We start from the raw sequence: 17,276 nt of genomic DNA on the forward strand, positions 1-17,276 counted from the left end.
TCCGGAACGCACCCGGTGGCGGTTTGTCGTGCGGTGCTCCTCCCGTGGCAGGATCGGAGGGTCATGACTGCGCCCACTAAGCCCTCGCCAGGCGGACCCTCCGACCCCGCCGCGTCCGGTGTGCCGCTGCACGCCCCCGTCATCGACTGGTTCGACGAGCACGCCCGCGATCTGCCGTGGCGGCGCCCCGAGGCCGGTGCCTGGGGCGTGATGGTCAGCGAGTTCATGCTCCAGCAGACCCCGGTCAGCCGCGTCCTGCCCGTCTACGAGCAGTGGCTGGCCCGCTGGCCGCGCCCCGCCGACCTCGCCGCCGAGGCACCCGGCGAGGCCGTGCGCGCCTGGGGCCGGCTCGGCTACCCGCGCCGTGCGCTGCGGCTGCACGGCGCCGCAGCGGCCATAACGGAACGGCACGGCGGCGACGTACCCGCCGACCACGCCCAGCTGCTGGCGCTGCCCGGCATCGGCGAGTACACGGCCGCGGCGGTCGCCTCCTTCGCGTACGGCCAGCGGCACGCCGTGCTGGACACCAACGTCCGCCGGGTGCTCGCCCGCGCGGTCACCGGCGTGCAGTACCCGCCGAACGCCACCACCGCCGCCGAGCGGAAGCTGGCGCGGGCGCTGCTGCCCGCCGAGGAGGCGAGTGCGGCCCGCTGGGCCGCCGCCTCGATGGAGCTGGGCGCGCTGGTCTGCACGGCGAAGAACGAGTCGTGCCACCGCTGTCCGATCGCGGCCCAGTGCGCCTGGCGGCTGGCCGGCAAGCCCGCCCACGACGGGCCGCCGCGACGCGGCCAGACGTACGCGGGCACCGACCGGCAGGTGCGCGGGCGGCTGCTCGCGGTGCTGCGGGAGGCGGCCGGGCCGGTGCCGCAGGCGGCCCTCGACCAGGTGTGGCAGGAACCGGTGCAGCGCGCCCGCGCCCTGGACGGGCTGGTGGCCGACGGTCTGGTGGAGCCGCTGGCGGACGGTCTGTACCGGCTGCCGCTGAGCTGACGCACGGCGGTTCCCGCGGCGCCTTTGTGACGGCTCTCATATGGTGCAAATCGCCTGATGTCACCATCAAGTGGTGCGTCGATTTTCCCGGTTCCTCCTTCCGTTACACAACCGACGGACAGCCGAGGGTTTGCCGCAGGCTGCTTCGCACAGCGCCGTGACAACGCTTCCCTAACTTCGTTTGCGTGCCCAGAGGGCATGGCACGACAACGGACCACAGGCAGTGGGCCGGCGGTGACCACCGTCGGAGTACGGGGATCGGAAGGCGGTTGACATGGGCGAGGTGCTCGAGTTCGAGGAGTACGTCCGCACCCGGCAGGACGCGCTGCTGCGCAGCGCCAGGCGCCTGGTCCCCGACCCCGTCGACGCCCAGGACCTGTTGCAGACCGCGCTGGCGCGGACGTACGGGCGCTGGGAGACCATCGAGGACAAGCGGCTCGCGGACGCCTACCTGCGCCGGGTGATGATCAACACCCGGACCGAGTGGTGGCGGGCGCGGAAGCTGGAGGAGGTGCCGACCGAGCAGCTCCCCGAGTCGCCCATGGACGACGCCACCGAGCAGCACGCGGACCGGGCCCTGCTGATGGACGTCCTGAAGGTGCTCGCCCCGAAGCAGCGCAGCGTCGTGGTGCTGCGACACTGGGAGCAGATGTCAACGGAGGAGACCGCAGCCGCCCTCGGCATGTCGGCGGGGACGGTCAAGAGCACGCTGCACCGGGCGCTCGCCCGGCTCCGCGAGGAGCTGGTCGCCCGCGATCTGGACGCACGGGCGCTGGAGCGTGAGGAGCGGGAGCGTTGCGCGGCCTGACCGACGGTCGGACTCCCGGGGACACCCGGAGAACCACGCAGGCGGCGAGTACGGCGGTGGCCGTGTTCGTCGCCCTCGGCGTTTCCCTGTCCGGCTGCGGGACCGGCGGCACCGGCGCCCGGGACGAGGGGCCGGCCCACGCGGACACGGTCGGCGGCGCGGCCTCGTCGCCCCCCGCGCCCGCGGCGAAGGCGTCCCCCTCGCCGTCCAAGGTCCCCGACCGGGTCGACGCGGTGCGGCTGGTCAAGGCCGACCCGAAGGTGTCCCCGGGGGTCAAGCGCGAGCTGAAGCCGTGCGTCGCCGACGAGTACCCGGTCGACGTGTCGTACGGGAAGCTGACGGACGGCTCGGCGGACGACGTCGTCGTCAACGTGCTGACGTGCGGTGACGCGGTGGGTGTGGGCAGTTACGTGTACCGCGAGGAGGACGGCGCGTACCAGAATGTGTTCAAGGCCGAGGAGCCTCCGGTCTACGCGGAGATCGACCGCGGGGACCTGGTGGTGACGAAGCAGGTGTACGACAAGGGGGACCCGGTGTCGAGTCCGTCCGGCGAGAACGTGATCACGTACCGCTGGGGGTCGGGCCGGTTCGCCGAGGAGTACCGCACCCACAACGACTACAGCAAGGCCGCGGGGAACGCGCCCACCCCGGTTCCGGAGCCGGACAGCTGAACCGCTCCGCCCGGCCGGCCCGCGGGACGCGATCGGGCCGCGTGAACCGATCGGGCCGCTCGTACCGATGACCGGGTGAAGGCGCCGTAGGCGATTCGGCGACCGATCCCTTCGACCGACCCGTCCGACCCGTCCGACCGACCACACCATGAGGACTGAGAGCACCGGGATGGCAGATCAGACCCACGTCCTGTTCGTCGAGGACGACGACGTCATCCGCGAGGCCACCCAGCTCGCCCTGGAGCGGGACGGCTTCGCGGTCACCGCGATGCCCGACGGGCTCTCGGGCCTGGAGTCCTTCCGGGCCGACCGTCCCGACATCGCCCTGCTCGACGTCATGCTCCCCGGTCTGGACGGCGTCAGCCTGTGCCGCCGGATCCGGGACGAGTCCACGGTGCCGGTGATCATGCTGTCGGCGCGGGCGGACTCCATCGACGTGGTGCTCGGCCTGGAGGCGGGCGCCGACGACTACGTGACCAAGCCGTTCGACGGGGCGGTGCTGGTCGCCCGGATCCGGGCGGTGCTGCGCCGCTTCGGGCACGCCGGGGGTGGCGACCGGGCCGAGGCGTCCGGGGCCGCGGACACCGGGGGCGTGCTCACCTTCGGCGACCTGGAGGTGGACACGGACGGCATGGAGGTGCACCGGGCCGGGCAGCCGGTGGGGCTCACGCCGACCGAGATGCGGCTGCTGCTGGAGTTCTCCTCCGCTCCGGGCACCGTGCTCTCCCGCGACAAGCTGCTGGAGCGGGTGTGGGACTACGGCTGGGGCGGGGACACCCGGGTCGTCGACGTGCATGTGCAGCGGCTGCGCACCAAGATCGGCCAGGACCGGATCGAGACGGTCCGCGGTTTCGGCTACAAGTTGAAGGCCTGAGCGGGGATACAGGGATATGCGGGGGTTCTTCCGACCACGCCGGAGCGTCTCGCCGCCGGGGCACCCGTACGACCGCACGGGGCCCGGCGGGCACGCGGGGCCCGGCGGGCACGCGGGGCCCGGCGAGCACACCGGGCCCGGTGAGCGCACGGGACCGGGCGGGCGGGCGCGCGGCACCGGTGTGCGCGGGCTGCGTGCCCGCGGCATCCGCACCGGGCTGCGCTGGAAGCTGAGCGCGGCCATCGCGCTGGTCGGCGCGCTGGTGGCGATCGCGCTGAGCCTGGTCGTGCACAACGCCGCCCGGGTGTCGATGCTGGACAACGCACGCGACCTCGCCGACGACCGCGTTCTGATCGCCCAGCGCAACTACGAGCTGTCCGGGCGGCAGAACTTCCCGAACGCCCAGATCGACGACCCCGACCTGCCGCCCGAGCTGCGCCGCAAGGTCGAGGCGGGACGCCGGGCCACGTACGTCGCCGAGCGGCCGGACGGGGTGACGGACATCTGGGCGGCGGTGCCGCTCAAGGACGGGCACGTGATGTCCCTGCACTCCGGTTTCACCGACCGCAGCGCGGACATCCTCAGCGACCTGGACCAGGCCCTGGTCATCGGTTCCATCGCGGTCGTCCTCGGTGGCAGCGCGCTGGGCGTGCTCATCGGCGGTCAGTTGTCGCGTCGGCTGCGCAAGGCCGCGGCCGCCGCGAACCAGGTGGCCAACGGCGAGGCCGAGGTCCGGGTGCGGGAGGCCATCGGCGGTGTCGTGCGGGACGAGACGGACGACGTGGCGCGCGCGGTGGACGCGATGGCGGACGCCTTGCAGCAGCGCATCGAAGCCGAGCGCCGGGTCACCGCGGACATCGCGCACGAGCTGCGCACGCCGGTGACCGGACTGCTCACGGCCGCCGAGCTGCTGCCGCCGGGCCGGCCGACCGAGCTGGTCCTCGACCGGGCGAAGGCGATGCGCACGCTGGTCGAGGACGTCCTGGAGGTGGCGCGGCTCGACGGGGCCTCGGAGCGGGCCGAGTTGCAGGACATCATGCTGGGCGACTTCGTGACCCGGCGGGTGACGGCCAAGGACCCGGCCGTCGAGGTGCGGGTGATCCACGAGTCGGAGGTCACCACCGACCCGCGCCGGCTGGAGCGCGTGCTGTTCAACCTGCTCGCCAACGCCGCCCGGCACGGCCGCTCGCCCGTCGAGGTCAGTGTCGAGGGCCGGGTGATCCGGGTTCGCGACCACGGCCCCGGCTTCCCCGAGGACCTGCTGGCCGACGGCCCGAGCCGGTTCCGCACCGGCAGCACGGACCGGGCCGGCCGCGGGCACGGGCTCGGCCTGACCATCGCCGCGGGCCAGGCCCGGGTCCTGGGTGCCCGGCTCACCTTCCGCAACGTGCGCCCGGCCGGCGCCCCCGACCACATACCGGCCGAGGGCGCGGTCGCCGTGCTGTGGCTCCCGGAGCACGCGCCGACCAACACGGGGAGCTATCCGATGCTGCCGGACCGGTCGGGCGGCGGCACGTCGTCTTCCGGGAACACGTCCCGGGAAGCCGCCCAGGGGGCGTCCCGGAAGCGGTGACACCCGGCTGGGCGGCCAGGTCAGATCCGGGCGAGTGCGGCACGGACCCGGTCGAGTCCCTCCGCCCTCCAGTGGTCCCGGTCGGGCATCTGGTCGTCCCGGCGCCAGCGCCAGGCGGAGAACAGCGCCCAGTTCAGCGCGCGGCACCGGTGGACCAGTGCGGGATCGGCGCCCGGGTAGTGGTCCGCCACTTCTTCCGGCGCATGGGCGAGATCGAACTCGACCGGCCCGCGGCAGCACGTGGCGAGGTCGACGAAGAGCGGGCCCCTGCGCGTGTTCAGGAGGTTTCCGGGGTGCGGCTCGCCGTGCAGCAGCTGGTCGCGTGCCCGGTCGGCGCTGGTCTCGGCGCTCAGGCCACCGAGTGTGTCGTGGAGGAACCGCCGGTCGGAGTCGGACAGCTCGGGCGACCGCTCCCGGTCGTCCACCGCTGCCAGTGCCACGGCCACCCGGTCGGTGAAGTGCGGTGCGTCCACGTCGATCCGGCGCAGCGCGGCATGGTGCCGCAGGAACACGTCCGCGTAGTCGGCCGGCGTGATGTCCTCTCCCACCGGTTCGTAGTAGGTCCAGAGCGAGAGGGCGAAGGCGCCCCGCTCATGGACCCGGGCGTCGACCCGGGGGTCCAGCTCGGCCACCGGGGCGTCGACGTCGGTGAGCCGTCGGGCGACCTCCACTTCGAACGCGGCCTCGGCCAGGTGCCGCGAGAACGCGACCCGGGCCAGGACGTCGCAGGGGAGCAGGCGCAGTGCGACGCGGTCCGAGTTGTGGACGACTCGCACCTCGTCGACCTCGAGGCCCAGCTCCGAAGCGGTCGTCCGGGCGGTCTCCACCGCGCGGTGAAGTTCCGTCGGCTCCACACCGTCCCCTTTCGTGGGTTCGGAGCCGATGATCCTGGCGGTGGCCGTCCCGGTCGAGTGGTTTTCGGGCGGGGGCGCGCCGCCCGGAGGGGGTCAGCAGGCGAAGTCCTGGTCCATGTCGAGGCCGCCCTCGCGGGGCGGGTCCTGGGGCCGCACGCCCGGCCGTCGCCACGGCGGTGTCCCGCTGCTCGGGCGCGGCGATGATCCTGGTCGGCGCCCGGCTGCTGGTGGAGCGGCTGCTCGCCCAAGGGTGAGCGCACTAGTCTGACGATCATGGCGGACTGGGGAGTGCGACCGGCCTCGGCGGCGGACGTCGAAGCGGTGGCCGAGTTGCGCGCCCTGGTGCTGCGGGCGGACCTGGAGCGGCTCGGGCGGTACGACGCGCGGCGGGTGCGGCAGCGGCTGCGGGACTGGTTCGCCCCGGCGCACACCCGGGTGATCGAGGTGGGTGGCGCGTTCGCCGGGTGCGTGGCGCTGCGGCCGGCCGAGGACGCCCACTGGCTGGAGCACTTCTATCTGGCCCCGCGGGTGCAGGGCGGCGGCATCGGAACGGCCGTACTGCGCGAGCTGCTGGAGCGGTGCGACCGCGAGGGCCTCCTGGTCCGGCTGAACGTGCTGCGGGGCAGTCCCGCCCGGCGACTCTACGAACGGCACGGATTCGCCGTGGCAAGCGAGGACCCGGTGGACGTGTTCATGGTGCGGGCGCCCGTAGCCTGAGGCGCCATGGGCATACGCATCGAGGCAGAGGTCAGTTACCCGGCCAACGACGAGGTGGAGCGGGTGCTGGGGATGGCCGAGACGGTCGGTGAGCCGGTCACGGTCACGTTCGCGTGGGAGGGAGGGCGGCCCCTGCTGCACGGGGTGCTGGTGCCCGCGGCGACGCTGGCGCTCTGGGAGCACTGGGCGCCCACCGCCTACGCGGCGGGCGACCGGGGAGAGGAGCCTGAACTGGCTCACCCCGAGGAGTTCGGCCCGTTCACGCTCTTCCGGCGTCGCGTCAGCGGCCGTACGGCGGTGGCCCGCGACGGCGTGGTGGTCGCGGAACTGCTCGACCCCGCGGAGGCGCACTGGCTGGAGGAGAGCGCCCGCAATGTCCGCCAGGGCTTCATGGACCCGAAGCAGAAGGCCGCTTTCGAGGAGTTCCTGGCCCGGCAGGCGGCACGGGGTGAGCAGTAGCGGGCGGTGCGCCTACCGCAGCCCGTCGACGAAGGACTGCCAGGCCCCGGCCCCCACGGTGACGACCGGACCGGACGGGTTCTTGCTGTCCCGGACGGGGACGACGCCGGTGGGGCAGTTGTCGGCGACTTCGACGCAATCGCCGCCGGTGTTTCCGCTGTACGAGGAGGTCCGCCAAGTGGCGCCCTGGCTGACGGTGCACTCGACGCAGTCGCCGCCGTTGCTCCCGCTGTAACTGGACTTGCGCCACTCAACGTTGCTCAGTGCTGTGCGGGACCGCATAGCGTTCCTCCATCACGCGGGTGATCAGTCTCGCCGAGTCCTCGGGAGAGAGGGCTGAGGCTTGCAGTCGAGCGTAGCCGAATGAACGTTCCTTGATCACGTCCGGACTGGCGGTCATGTGCCCACGGTCATAGCCGTCCATGTAGAAGAGATCGGGTTCGGCGTCGAACCTCAGGAGATTGAACGTACCCATCATGCCCGCGTGTTGGCCCACGGCAAGGGGCAGGACCTGGATCTGGACCCAGGGGGCGTCCGCGAAGCCCAACAGGTGGGCGAGTTGGCCGCGCATGACGTCCAGTCCGCCGATCTCTCGCAGCAGGGCCGCCTCGTCAAGGATGACCCACAGTGCGGGCGGCTGGTCGCGCTGGAGAATGCGCTGGCGCTCCAGCCGGGCGGCGACCATCTCGTCCACGTTGCCGCCCTCGACACCGAGTACCGCCCGCGCGTACTCCTCCGTCTGCAACAGCCCGTAGACCAACTGCGCCTGGTACGTCGAGATGTACGCCGCCTTCGCCTCCATCTCCGCGTACGGCTGGAACCACGTGGGGAGTTGGCTGCGCAGCACCAGGCCGATCAGCCGCGAGAACAAGCCGTCCGTGCCCAGCGCGGCGTCCACCCGTTCGGAGAAGTCCCGCGTCGGGACCTTCTTCGTGGTCTCGATCTGGCCGACCAGTGACCCCGTGCAGAAGATGATGTCGCCGAGCTGGCCCTGTTTGAGGCCGTGGGCCTCGCGCTGGCGGCGCAGCTCCCAGCCGTAGTAGTCGAGCGGGGACGCGGTCGGGTCGAGGGACTGGATGTTGGCCACTGCGGCACCTCACTCCGGGACTACGGACGGCAACACCTCACGGCGTTCGTTTCTCTGCGTAGTCGAGCGTACGCACCGCGTCGCAGGGTTGTGGCGTGAATCACGCAACCGGTCCGCAGGCGGCGGACGTTGAGAGCCAGTACCGCGCCGACTTCGCCATGGGCGCGCACTCGGCCCGCCATCTGCGCCGCATGCTGCGGCTGTACCTCGTCCGCTCGGGCCTGTCCGACGTGACCGACGCGGCCGAGCTGGCGCTCACGGAGCTGGTCGCCAACGTCGTACGGCACGTGCCCGGCCGTCGTTGCCGCGTGTGCTTCCTGCTTCAGCCGGGCGGGGTGCGGGTGGAGGTCGCCGACGGCTGCCCCGACCTGCCGGTACCGGCGGCTGCCGACGCGCTGGGCGAGGGCGGGCGCGGGCTGGTGATCGTCGCCGCGGTGACCGACCGGTGGGGCGTCACGCCGTACCCGGACGGGCGGGGCAAGACGGTGTGGTTCGAGTGCGTCGGCGCGGCGGACGAGGCAGGTCCCCGGGCGGCCGAAGCCGTCCGGGGACCTGGTGAGGGGGCAGGCGGGCCGCCGCGGGGTCAGACCTTCTCGGCCACCGGTGCCTGCGCCGCGGCCGGGTCGTCGCCGTCGGCCGGGGCGTCGGCGGCCTTCGGACCCGCGCCCTTGAGCGGGACCTCCTTGACGAAGACCGCCGCGACCAGTGCGAGGACGGCCACCGCGGAGCCGAGCAGGAACGCGCCGTGGGTGCCGGAGGACACCGCGTGCTGGTAGGCGTCGCGGATCGCGGCCGGGAGCGCCTCCAGCGCGTCCGCGGTGAGCGTCGCCGACTGCTCCGTCGCCTTGGCTCCCGAGCCCGCGGCCCGCTCGGCCATGACGTCCTGGACGCGGTGGTTGAACAGGGCGCCCATGATCGCGACGCCGAAGGAGGAGCCGAGGGTGCGGAAGAGGGTGGTGGAGGAGGACGCGACGCCCATGTCCTTCATCTCCACGCTGTTCTGCGCCACCAGCATGGTGATCTGCATCAGGCAGCCCATGCCGAGACCGACGACGGCCATGTAGAGGCCGGAGGTGAAGCGGGTGGTGTCGGTGTCCATGGTCGACAGCAGGTACAGGCCGACCGTCATCAGCGCGCCGCCCGCCACCGGGAAGATCTTGTAGCGGCCGGTGCTGGTGGTGACCCGCCCGGCGACCATCGAGGTGACGAGCATCGCGCCCAGCATGGGCAGGAGCAGCAGCCCGGAGTTGGTGGCGGACGCGCCCTGCACCGACTGCTGGTACAGCGGCAGGAAGAGGGTGGCGCCGAACATCACGAAGCCGACGATGAAGCCGATGACGGACATCAGCGTGAAGTTGCGGCTGCGGAAGATGTGCAGCGGCATGATCGGCTCGGCGGCCCTGGTCTGCCAGAACACGAACCCGACCAGCGCGGCGACGCCGATGCCGATCAGCTCCATGATCCGCGCGGAGGTCCAGGCGTACTCGGTGCCGCCCCAGGTGGTGACGAGCACGATGGCGGTGATGCCGATGGTCAGCAGCGCGGCGCCCAGGTAGTCGATCCGGGCCTTGCTGCGCTTCTTCGGCAGGTGCAGCACGGCGCTGATGGCGACGAGCGCGACCACGCCGAGCGGGATGTTGATGTAGAAGGACCAGCGCCAGCCCCAGTGGTCGGTGATGGTGCCGCCGACCAGCGGTCCGCCGATCATCGCGAGCGCCATGACGGCGGCCATCATGCCCTGGTACTTGCCGCGCTCCCTGGGCGGTATCAGGTCGCCGATGATCGCCATGACGCCGACCATCAGACCGCCGGCGCCCAGGCCCTGGACCGCGCGGAAGCCGATGAGCTGGCCCATGTCCTGGGCCATGCCGCTGAGCGCCGAGCCGATCAGGAAGATCACGATCGAGGACATGAAGACGCCCTTGCGGCCGTACATGTCGCCGAGCTTGCCCCACAGCGGGGTGGAGGCCGCGGTGGCCAGGGTGTAGGCGGTGACGACCCAGGAGAGGTGCTCCAGACCGCCCAGCTCGCCCACGATCGTCGGCATCGCGGTGCCGATAATCATGTTGTCGAGCATCGCGAGCATCATCGCGATCATGAGGGCGAGCAGGACGACCCGCACGCTCCTCGGCTGCTTTCCGGCGTCGGCCCCGGCCGCCGCCTCCGTTTTCTCGGCCATCTCTCCTACTCCCCCAGCTGCTGCTGTGCCCTGCCGCCGCGTCTTACCGCTGCGTCCTGCTGCTTACTTGCCGCCCGGCAAGCTGTCTACACTGGGAAAGGTAGGCGCGTAACTAGCCGGGCGTCAAGTAAGTTTTTCGGAAAGTGCGCGGGGCAGGAGGTGCGTAGGAGGATGGGCGGCACAATGAACGGCACCAAGCAGCAGCGACGCCGCGGGGACACCCGCCAGCGCATCCAGGACGTGGCGCTCGAGCTCTTCGCGGAGCAGGGGTACGAGAAGACCTCGCTGCGCGAGATCGCCGAGCGCCTGGACGTCACCAAGGCCGCGCTCTACTACCACTTCAAGACGAAGGAAGAGATCCTCGTCAGCATCTTCGAGGACCTCTCCCGGCCGCTGGAGGACCTGATCGCCTGGGGGCGGGAGCAGCCGCACACCCTGGAGACGAAGCAGGAGATCATCCGCGGTTACAGCCAGGCACTGGCCGGTGCCGCGCCGCTGTTCCGCTTCATGCAGGAGAACCAGGCGACGGTGCGGGACCTGCGCATCGGCGAGCTGTTCAAGACGCGGATGTTCGGCCTGCGCGACATCCTCATGGACCCCGAGGCGGACATGGTCGACCAGGTCCGCTGCGTCACCGCGCTGTTCACGCTGCACGCCGGGATGTTCGTGCTCCGGGACCTCGAAGGCGACCCCGAGGAACAGCGTGCTGCCGTTCTCGAGGTCGCCATCGATCTGGTGACCCAGGCCCACCGGGGAGCGGCGGGCGCACAGCCCGGTCCTTAGACCGTCACGCCCTTGGCGCGCAGGAAGGCGACCGGGTCGACGGCCGAGCCGTAGTTCGGGGTCGTACGGATCTCGAAGTGCAGGTGCGGACCGCTGGAGTTACCGGTGTTGCCGGACTTGGCGATCGACTGGCCCGTCTTCACGATCTGGCCGATCTTCACGTTGATCTTGGACAGGTGCGCGTACTGGGAGTACGTGCCGTTGCCGTGCTTGATGACGATCGCGTTGCCGTAGGCGGGGCCGTCACCGGCGCCGTTGCCGCCGGCCTTGACCACGGTGCCGCCGTGGGCGGCGACGACGTTGGTGCCGATCGGCACGGCGAAGTCCTGGCCGCTGTGCTTGTGCGCCCACATGCCGCCGTTCTGGGCGAAGCTGGCGCTCAGCTCGTACTTCTTGACCGGGTCCACCCAGGAGACGGCCTTCTTCTTGGTGGCAGTCTGCTTGGCGGTGGTGCTCTTCTTGGCGCTCGCGGCGGCCTTCTCGGCCTTCGCCGCCTTGGCCTGCGCCGCGGCCTGGGCCTCTACGGCGCTCGCGGCGGCGTTGGTGCTGGCGGCCGCCGTGGTGCCGGTGGCGGCCGCGACCCCGGCTCCCAGTGCGACCGAGGCTCCGAGGCCGGCGGCCATCACCGCGGCGCGGGTGCGGATGGTCGTACGGGAAGAACGGGACGTGACACGCGGAAACATTCGAACCTCATGGGGACGGGTGCAGAGGAATGCCCACCGGCGGGACGCACCAGGCGCTCACCGGGCGGGCTCAACCTTGGTAACCCGGCGACCCCGAACCGCACAAAGGTGTGACCTACGACCCTATTTAGTACTTCAGAGTGAAACTTCCTTACTCACACCAGAGCGGCCATTCTGGACAAAACCAGCTCAGAGCCCCGGAAGCCCCTCCCCCGATCGCTCCGTTATGTCCGTTTTCGTAGTTCTTGCGGGGGCCACTATTCCCCGTAGTACACGGCAATCGGCCTGTGCGGCACATCACCGGCGGCCGTGGCCGAAGGGCCGGTGAATGTGACCGGGGCTACTCCCGTCCCGGTTAACCCGCCCCCCGGACAAGGGCGTTCACCTAGGCTCGGAGCATGGTCGACGTCACAGCACTCGGGGCCCGTGTCGCGTCCAGCGCGGTCGCGCCGCTCGTCCGCCGGCTCTTCGTCCGGGACGGGCCGGGAGCGGGTCTGGTGGACCGGCCGGTGCGGATATCGGCCCTGGTGTCCTTCCGGGGCGAGAAGCGGAACGTCACGCCCAAGGACGTCGACAAGATCGCCGAAGAGCTGGTCCGCAGGGCGCTGGCCTCGGCCGGACCCGGTGAGGAGCCCGTGGCCGGCGCGGAGGCGGCGGCCGTCAAGGACGCCCTGGCCCGCACCCTCGCCCGGCTCGGCGAGATCACCGTCGAGGACTACGAGGCCGTCGGGCTCGGCCCCGAGCGCTTCGCCCGCGAGCTGGGCGCCGGTGTGCCCCTGGCCCCGTACGGGCTCGGCGAGGGCGGCACGCTGCTGTACGAGCGGCTGCTGCACACCGCCTCGCTGCACATCCTGAACTTCCTCACCCAGCGCTCCACCTACGTCGCCCGCCAGCAGACCGTCCAGACGCGGCAGCTGTCCCGGCTGGTGCAGGCCGCGGACGTCCTGCTGGAGCGGCTGCCGTCCCAGTCGGCCGAGGACGCCGGGTTCGAGGAGCGCTACGCGGACCACGTCGCCGCCCGGTACGGCACCCTCACCATCTACGGCCTGGACGCCGGGACCCGCGAGTGGCCTCTGGACACGGCGTACCTGAGCCTGGAGGCGACCCGGCCGCAGGCGGCACGGGACGGGCGCCGGAGCCCGGAGTACCCGGTCCTGGCCGCCGAGCAGGTGCTCGCCGGTCACGACCAGGTGTTCCTGCGCGGCGTCGCCGGTTCCGGCAAGACCACCCTCGTGCAGTGGCTGGCGGTCACCGCCTCCAGCCGCGTCTACGACCACGGGATGCCCCACCTGATCGGGCGGGTGCCGTTCGTGCTGCCGATGCGCCGGATCGTGCGGCCGGGGGCCGAGCTGCCGCTGCCCGGGGACTTCCTCCGGGCGGTCGGCGCCCCCGTCGCGGGCGAGCAGCCGCCCGGCTGGGCCGAGCGCGTCCTGCGCGCCCGGCGCGGGGTGCTGCTGGTGGACGGCATCGACGAGATCGCCGGGGACCGCCGGGCCGCCGCCCGACGCTGGCTGCGCGAGCTGGTGCGGGCCTTCCCGGGGAACCTGTGGCTGGTCACCTCGCGCCCCTCGGCCGTACCGGAGGAATGGCTGGCCGCCGAGGGCTTCAGCGAACTCGTCCTCGCCCCGATGGGCCGCGACGGCGTCGCCACCTTCGTACGGCGCTGGCACCGGGCGGCCGAGGTGGACGGGTCCGTCGGCGAGTCCCTGCTGGCCTCCGTGCGGAGCACCTCGGAGCTGAACGAGCTGGCCACCAACCCGCTCATGTGCGGCATGCTGTGCGCCCTCCACCGCGACCGGCGCGGATTCCTCCCGCAGGACCGCAGATCGCTGTACGAGGCCGCGCTGACCATGCTCCTGGAACGCCGGGACCGGGAGCGGGAGCTACTCGGCTCCGACGGGGTGCGCCTCGCCTACGCCACGCAGGTGCAGCTGCTGCAAAAGCTGGCGTGGTGGCTGATCCGCAACAGCCGGCACGAGATGGACCGCGACGAGGCGCGCGGCATCGTGGACCGGGCCCTGCCCGCGCTGAACCTGGACGGCGCCGGCGGGGAGGAGGTCTACCGCGCGCTGCTGCTGCGCTCCGGGCTGCTGCGTGAGCCCGCCGAGGACCGGGTCGACTTCCTGCACCGCACCTTCCAGGACTACCTGGGGGCCCGGCTGGCCGTGCAGGAGATGGACTTCGACCTGCTGGTCAACCACGCCGACGCGGACCAGTGGGAGGACGTGATCCTGCTCGCCCTCGCCCACGCCCGGCCCAAGGAGGCCGAGCACATGCTGCGTCGGCTCACGGAGCTGGGCACCCCGCGCGGGACGCTGCTGGCGGCGGCCGGGCTGCGGTACGCGGCGGAGGTGGCGCCGGAGGTGCGGGTGCGGGTGGAGGAGGGGCTGGCGACGCACATCCCGCCGGCCGGCTTCGACGACGCCCGGGAGATCGCGCAGGCGACGGGTGACCTGATGCTCACGCTCCTGCCCGGACCGGAGGAGGTCAGCCACGCCGTCGGTGCCACCGTGGTCAGTGCGGCCGTCGAGGTGGGGAGCGAAGCGGCGTTGCAGTTCCTGACGAAGTACCGGGACCATCCGGCCAAGGACGTGCAGACGATCCTGGCCGCGGCCTGGCGGCGCTTCGACCGGGAACAGTACGCGCGGGAGATCCTCGCCCACCTGCCGCGGCAGCGGGCCGTCGACGTGTACACGAACGACGACCTCCGCACCCTGCGCGCGCTCGGCGGGTGGGAACACATCGTCGTGCGGGGCGCCTACCGCGTGGAGGACCTCACGGAGTTCATCGTGCCGGAGCGTCTCACCCTGCTCGCCCTCGAGGCTCCGCATCCGGTCGAGGGACTGAACTGGCTGTCGGCGTTTCCCCGACTGGAGGCCGTCTCGGTTTTCGCCGAGCCGGACGAGGGCTGGGCGCGGCAGGTCCCGGTCGGAGTCCGGCTCCGGTTCCCGCTCCACTCCCCGTCCTACGACTCCCAGGGGTAGCCCGCCTTCATGGATGCCGTCGTCCGCACGCCCTCCCGTCTCGCCGCCCCCCTCGTCCACCGGCTCTTCCGCGACCCCGCACGGCCACCGGTGTTCTCCGAGCCGGTCCCCGGCCTCGTCACCTGGCGGGGCGCCAGGGCCACCGCCACGCCGGACGACGTCCACCGCACCGCCGCCGACCTGGTGCACCTCGCCGCCGAGCGGCACGCCGCGCCCACCGCCGAACTGGCCCCGGTCGTCGACGTCCTGGCCCGCACCCTGCTCGCCATCGCCGAGGTCGACGTCACCGACGCCGACGCCGTACGGCTGGGCCCGCAGGACTACGCGCGGCGGCTGCGGGGCGCGGTGCAGGGCGCCGACCGGGAACTGTCGCCGGACGCGGCCTGGTTCCACGACGCGCTGCTGGTCTCGGTGTGCCTGCACGTCCTGCACCATCTGGTGCGGCGCTCCGCGTACCTCCAGCGGCAACTGCCCGGACGGGCCAGCCGGATCGCCCAGCTGGTCGACCTGGGCGACGCCGAGGCGGCGGCCCGGCACACCGAACGGTCGGAGGAGGACGTGGCGTTCGAGGCGGAGTACGCCGACTGGGTCGCCCGGCGGCACGGCTGGCTGACCATCGTCGGTGTGGACTTCCCCAACGCGCCGGACCGTTGGCCGCTGGAGGAGACCTATCTGAGCCTGGAGGCGGAGGAGCGCAGCGGCGGGGTGGGCGGCGCCGAGGACGAGCAGCGCACGGTGCTGCTCGCGGACCGCGCCCTGGTCGACCACGAACGGGTCCTGCTGCGCGGCGGCGCCGGCTCGGGCAAGACGACCCTGGTGCAGTGGCTGGCCGTGGCCGCCGCCCGGGAGGGCTCCCGGGTGCCCTTCGTCCTCCCGGTGCGGCGTTTCGCCCGCGAGGGCTTCCCCGCCCCCGACGACTTCCTGCACGCGGTGCGGCACCCGCTCGCCGACCGGGCTCCGGAGGGGTGGGTGGTGCGCACCCTGCTCGCGGGCCGGGCGCTGCTGCTGGTCGACGGCATCGACGAGGCGCCGGAGAAGACCCGCGGCGAGCTGCGCGACCGGCTCCGCCGGCTGCTGCGCGTCTTCTCCGGCAACGGCTGCCTGGTCACCTCCCGGCCCTCCGCGGTGTCGGACGGCTGGCTGTCGGGGGGCGGGCTGGCCGAGGAGGACTTCGTCGAGCTGTCGCTGGCGCCCATGTCGCGCGACCAGGTCACGCGGTTCATCCGGGACTGGCACTCGGCGGCCCGCCTCGACGGGCAGTCCCGCTCCCCCGGGCCGCGCGAGCGGGAACGGGAGCGCAGCACCCTGGACGAGTACGAACAGCGGCTGCTGCACTCCGTACGGATCTACCGCGAGCTGCGCCAGCTCGCCACCAACCCCCTGATGTGCGGGCTGATCTGCGCCCTCAACCGGGACCGCGCCGGTTCCCTGCCCAGCGGCCGCAAGGAGCTGTACGACGCCGCCCTGGAGATGCTGCTCCAGCGCCGCGACCCGGAACGGGACGTGCTCTACGCCGACGACGTGCGGCTCCAGCAGAGCACCAGGGAACGGCTGTTGCAGAAGCTGGCCCACGCCATGCTGGAGGAGGACGCCTCCGAGCTGACCCGCGAACGGGCGGTCGGCATCCTGGACGCCGCGCTGCCCGCGATGCCCGCCGCCCGCGCGCAGGGGGACGGCGCGAAGATCTTCCGGCATCTGCTGCACCGCACGGGCCTGCTGCGCGAACGGTCGGGCGAGTCGGTCGACTTCGTCCACCGCACCTTCCAGGACTACCTGGCCGCCAAGGAGATCGTGGCCCGCGGCCGCTTCCCCGGGCTGGTGGACCACGCCCACCAGTCCGAGTGGGAGGAGGTCATCCGCATGGCCGCCGCCCACGCCCGCCCCGAGGAGTGCGCCCAGTTCCTGGAACGGCTGCTGGCGCCCGCCCCCGGACTGCGCCGCCCGCAGATCAACCACCGGCGGCTGATGGCCGCGGCCTGCCTGGACCACGTCACCGAACTCGATCCGGCCGTCCAGCGCCTCGTCCACGACCGGACGAAGAACCTGGTGCGCCCGACGACGGAACTGGCCGCCCGGGGTCTCGGCTGGGTCGGCCCCATCGTCCTGGAGCTGCTGCCCGACCCGGGCCAGGTCCCCGACGACCGGCAGGCCCTGCTGCTCGCCTACACCGCGACCCGCGTCCAGGACGACGCGGCCATCGACTACCTGGTCCGGCTGCGCACCCGTGCCGCGCTGCCGGTGCGCACCGAACTGGCCCGGGGCTGGCGGCACTTCGACACCGAGCGGTACGCCCAGGAGATCATCGCCCACCTGGACCCGGACGGCCTCTACTTCCCGGTCGCCGACACCGCCGAGCTGGCGGCCCTGCGGGAACTCGGCGGGCGTCCGCGCATCCAGGTGGCCGGGGTGATGCGGGCCGAGGAGCTGCTGGCGGGACTGCTGCCCGACCAGCTGACCCACCTGTGGCTGAACGCGGAGCTGCCCGACACGGACGTCTCATGGCTGTCCGGCCTCCCCCGGCTGCGGGTGCTGCGGGTCAATCCCCGGCTGCCGCGGGTGCGGAACGTGCCGGACGGGGTGGAGATCACGGCATAACCGCAGGCCGGACGGCGGA

General features: G+C 72.4%; 15 protein-coding genes and 1 pseudogene. 11 read left to right on the forward strand and 5 right to left on the reverse strand.

Annotated elements, in window-relative coordinates; translation table 11 throughout:
* Window positions 1-63 precede the first annotated feature (63 nt).
* The 5 genes from B9W62_RS17035 to cseC all read left to right on the forward strand — a co-directional run bounded on the left by B9W62_RS17035 (window position 64) and on the right by cseC (window position 4,916).
* Window positions 64-990 (forward strand): HhH-GPD family protein, encoded by a 927-nt coding sequence (locus B9W62_RS17035; RefSeq protein WP_087807961.1) that lies wholly within the window; start codon window positions 64-66, stop codon window positions 988-990.
* A gap of 274 nt (window positions 991-1,264) precedes the next feature.
* Entirely contained in the window at window positions 1,265-1,798 is a 534-nt protein-coding gene (locus B9W62_RS17040) for a SigE family RNA polymerase sigma factor (RefSeq protein ID WP_003975479.1), read from the forward strand.
* Window positions 1,786-2,469: a hypothetical protein gene (locus B9W62_RS17045; RefSeq protein ID WP_179235524.1), complete on the forward strand. Its 684-nt coding sequence runs from the start codon at window positions 1,786-1,788 to the stop codon at window positions 2,467-2,469. Before B9W62_RS17040 ends, B9W62_RS17045 begins: the two co-directional genes overlap by 13 nt.
* Before the next feature lie 169 nt (window positions 2,470-2,638).
* On the forward strand, window positions 2,639-3,343 hold the full coding sequence (gene cseB, locus B9W62_RS17050; protein ID WP_087807962.1) for a two-component system response regulator CseB: 705 nt from the start codon (window positions 2,639-2,641) through the stop codon (window positions 3,341-3,343).
* Between the two features lie 16 nt (window positions 3,344-3,359).
* A complete protein-coding gene (cseC, locus tag B9W62_RS17055; RefSeq protein ID WP_087807963.1) occupies window positions 3,360-4,916 on the forward strand; it encodes a two-component system sensor histidine kinase CseC in 1,557 nt (518 codons plus the stop codon).
* A 20-nt stretch (window positions 4,917-4,936) separates the two neighbouring features.
* On the opposite strand, the gene B9W62_RS17060 is transcribed toward cseC, so the two are convergent.
* Window positions 4,937-5,770: an aminoglycoside phosphotransferase/kinase family protein gene (locus tag B9W62_RS17060; protein WP_087807964.1), complete on the reverse strand. Its 834-nt coding sequence runs from the start codon at window positions 5,768-5,770 to the stop codon at window positions 4,937-4,939.
* A 273-nt stretch (window positions 5,771-6,043) separates the two neighbouring features.
* On the opposite strand from B9W62_RS17060, the gene B9W62_RS17065 reads away from it, so the two are divergent.
* Window positions 6,044-6,487, forward strand: a complete 444-nt coding sequence (locus B9W62_RS17065; protein ID WP_087807965.1) for a GNAT family N-acetyltransferase — start codon at window positions 6,044-6,046, stop codon at window positions 6,485-6,487.
* Between the two features lie 6 nt (window positions 6,488-6,493).
* Window positions 6,494-6,946: a hypothetical protein gene (locus B9W62_RS17070; protein ID WP_087807966.1), complete on the forward strand. Its 453-nt coding sequence runs from the start codon at window positions 6,494-6,496 to the stop codon at window positions 6,944-6,946.
* Between the two features lie 12 nt (window positions 6,947-6,958).
* On the opposite strand, the gene B9W62_RS17075 is transcribed toward B9W62_RS17070, so the two are convergent.
* Complete coding sequence (locus tag B9W62_RS17075) at window positions 6,959-7,228, reverse strand: DUF397 domain-containing protein (protein ID WP_087807967.1); 270 nt, start codon at window positions 7,226-7,228, stop codon at window positions 6,959-6,961.
* On the reverse strand, window positions 7,197-8,033 hold the full coding sequence (locus B9W62_RS17080) for a helix-turn-helix domain-containing protein (RefSeq protein ID WP_087807968.1): 837 nt from the start codon (window positions 8,031-8,033) through the stop codon (window positions 7,197-7,199). The genes B9W62_RS17075 and B9W62_RS17080 overlap by 32 nt, the downstream gene beginning before the upstream one ends.
* 158 nt (window positions 8,034-8,191) lie before the next feature.
* Here B9W62_RS17080 and B9W62_RS17085 point away from each other — a divergent pair.
* A pseudogene (locus B9W62_RS17085) lies at window positions 8,192-8,545 on the forward strand (ATP-binding protein); the annotation flags it as partial.
* A 71-nt stretch (window positions 8,546-8,616) separates the two neighbouring features.
* On the opposite strand, the gene B9W62_RS17090 reads toward B9W62_RS17085, so the two are convergent.
* Entirely contained in the window at window positions 8,617-10,212 is a 1,596-nt protein-coding gene (locus B9W62_RS17090) for an MDR family MFS transporter (RefSeq protein WP_087807969.1), read from the reverse strand.
* Between the two features lie 171 nt (window positions 10,213-10,383).
* Between B9W62_RS17090 and B9W62_RS17095 the strand changes: the two genes are divergently transcribed.
* Complete coding sequence (locus tag B9W62_RS17095) at window positions 10,384-10,995, forward strand: TetR/AcrR family transcriptional regulator (RefSeq protein ID WP_179235525.1); 612 nt, start codon at window positions 10,384-10,386, stop codon at window positions 10,993-10,995.
* Here the strand turns inward: B9W62_RS17095 and B9W62_RS17100 are convergent.
* On the reverse strand, window positions 10,992-11,678 hold the full coding sequence (locus tag B9W62_RS17100) for a M23 family metallopeptidase (RefSeq protein ID WP_087807971.1): 687 nt from the start codon (window positions 11,676-11,678) through the stop codon (window positions 10,992-10,994). The genes B9W62_RS17095 and B9W62_RS17100 overlap by 4 nt on opposite strands.
* Before the next feature lie 398 nt (window positions 11,679-12,076).
* Between B9W62_RS17100 and B9W62_RS17105 the strand changes: the two genes are divergently transcribed.
* Together B9W62_RS17105 and B9W62_RS17110 are read left to right on the forward strand one after the other, a co-directional pair.
* The gene (locus B9W62_RS17105) at window positions 12,077-14,662 is read left to right on the forward strand and encodes an NACHT domain-containing protein (protein WP_087807972.1); all 2,586 of its coding nucleotides are present in this window, start codon (window positions 12,077-12,079) and stop codon (window positions 14,660-14,662) included.
* 9 nt (window positions 14,663-14,671) lie between these two features.
* Window positions 14,672-17,257 (forward strand): NACHT domain-containing protein, encoded by a 2,586-nt coding sequence (locus B9W62_RS17110; RefSeq protein WP_087807973.1) that lies wholly within the window; start codon window positions 14,672-14,674, stop codon window positions 17,255-17,257.
* Window positions 17,258-17,276 lie beyond the last annotated feature (19 nt).

Origin of the sequence: Streptomyces sp. CS113, assembly GCF_002188365.1 — a bacterium.
GTDB classification, from domain to species: domain Bacteria; phylum Actinomycetota; class Actinomycetes; order Streptomycetales; family Streptomycetaceae; genus Streptomyces; species Streptomyces tendae.

Bases quoted from the DNA above. Each gene is read 5' to 3' on its own strand.
- B9W62_RS17065 (WP_087807965.1), top strand. From the start codon at position 6,044: ATGGCGGACTGGGGAGTGCGACCGGCCTCGGCGGCGGACGTCGAAGCG.
- B9W62_RS17035 (WP_087807961.1), top strand. From the start codon at position 64: ATGACTGCGCCCACTAAGCCCTCGCCAGGCGGACCCTCCGACCCCGCC.
- cseB (WP_087807962.1), top strand. From the start codon at position 2,639: ATGGCAGATCAGACCCACGTCCTGTTCGTCGAGGACGACGACGTCATC.
- B9W62_RS17040 (WP_003975479.1), top strand. From the start codon at position 1,265: ATGGGCGAGGTGCTCGAGTTCGAGGAGTACGTCCGCACCCGGCAGGAC.
- cseC (WP_087807963.1), top strand. From the start codon at position 3,360: ATGCGGGGGTTCTTCCGACCACGCCGGAGCGTCTCGCCGCCGGGGCAC.
- B9W62_RS17095 (WP_179235525.1), top strand. From the start codon at position 10,384: ATGGGCGGCACAATGAACGGCACCAAGCAGCAGCGACGCCGCGGGGAC.
- B9W62_RS17070 (WP_087807966.1), top strand. From the start codon at position 6,494: ATGGGCATACGCATCGAGGCAGAGGTCAGTTACCCGGCCAACGACGAG.
- B9W62_RS17110 (WP_087807973.1), top strand. From the start codon at position 14,672: ATGGATGCCGTCGTCCGCACGCCCTCCCGTCTCGCCGCCCCCCTCGTC.
- B9W62_RS17105 (WP_087807972.1), top strand. From the start codon at position 12,077: ATGGTCGACGTCACAGCACTCGGGGCCCGTGTCGCGTCCAGCGCGGTC.
- B9W62_RS17090 (WP_087807969.1), bottom strand. From the start codon at position 10,212: ATGGCCGAGAAAACGGAGGCGGCGGCCGGGGCCGACGCCGGAAAGCAG.
- B9W62_RS17100 (WP_087807971.1), bottom strand. From the start codon at position 11,678: ATGTTTCCGCGTGTCACGTCCCGTTCTTCCCGTACGACCATCCGCACC.
- B9W62_RS17075 (WP_087807967.1), bottom strand. From the start codon at position 7,228: ATGCGGTCCCGCACAGCACTGAGCAACGTTGAGTGGCGCAAGTCCAGT.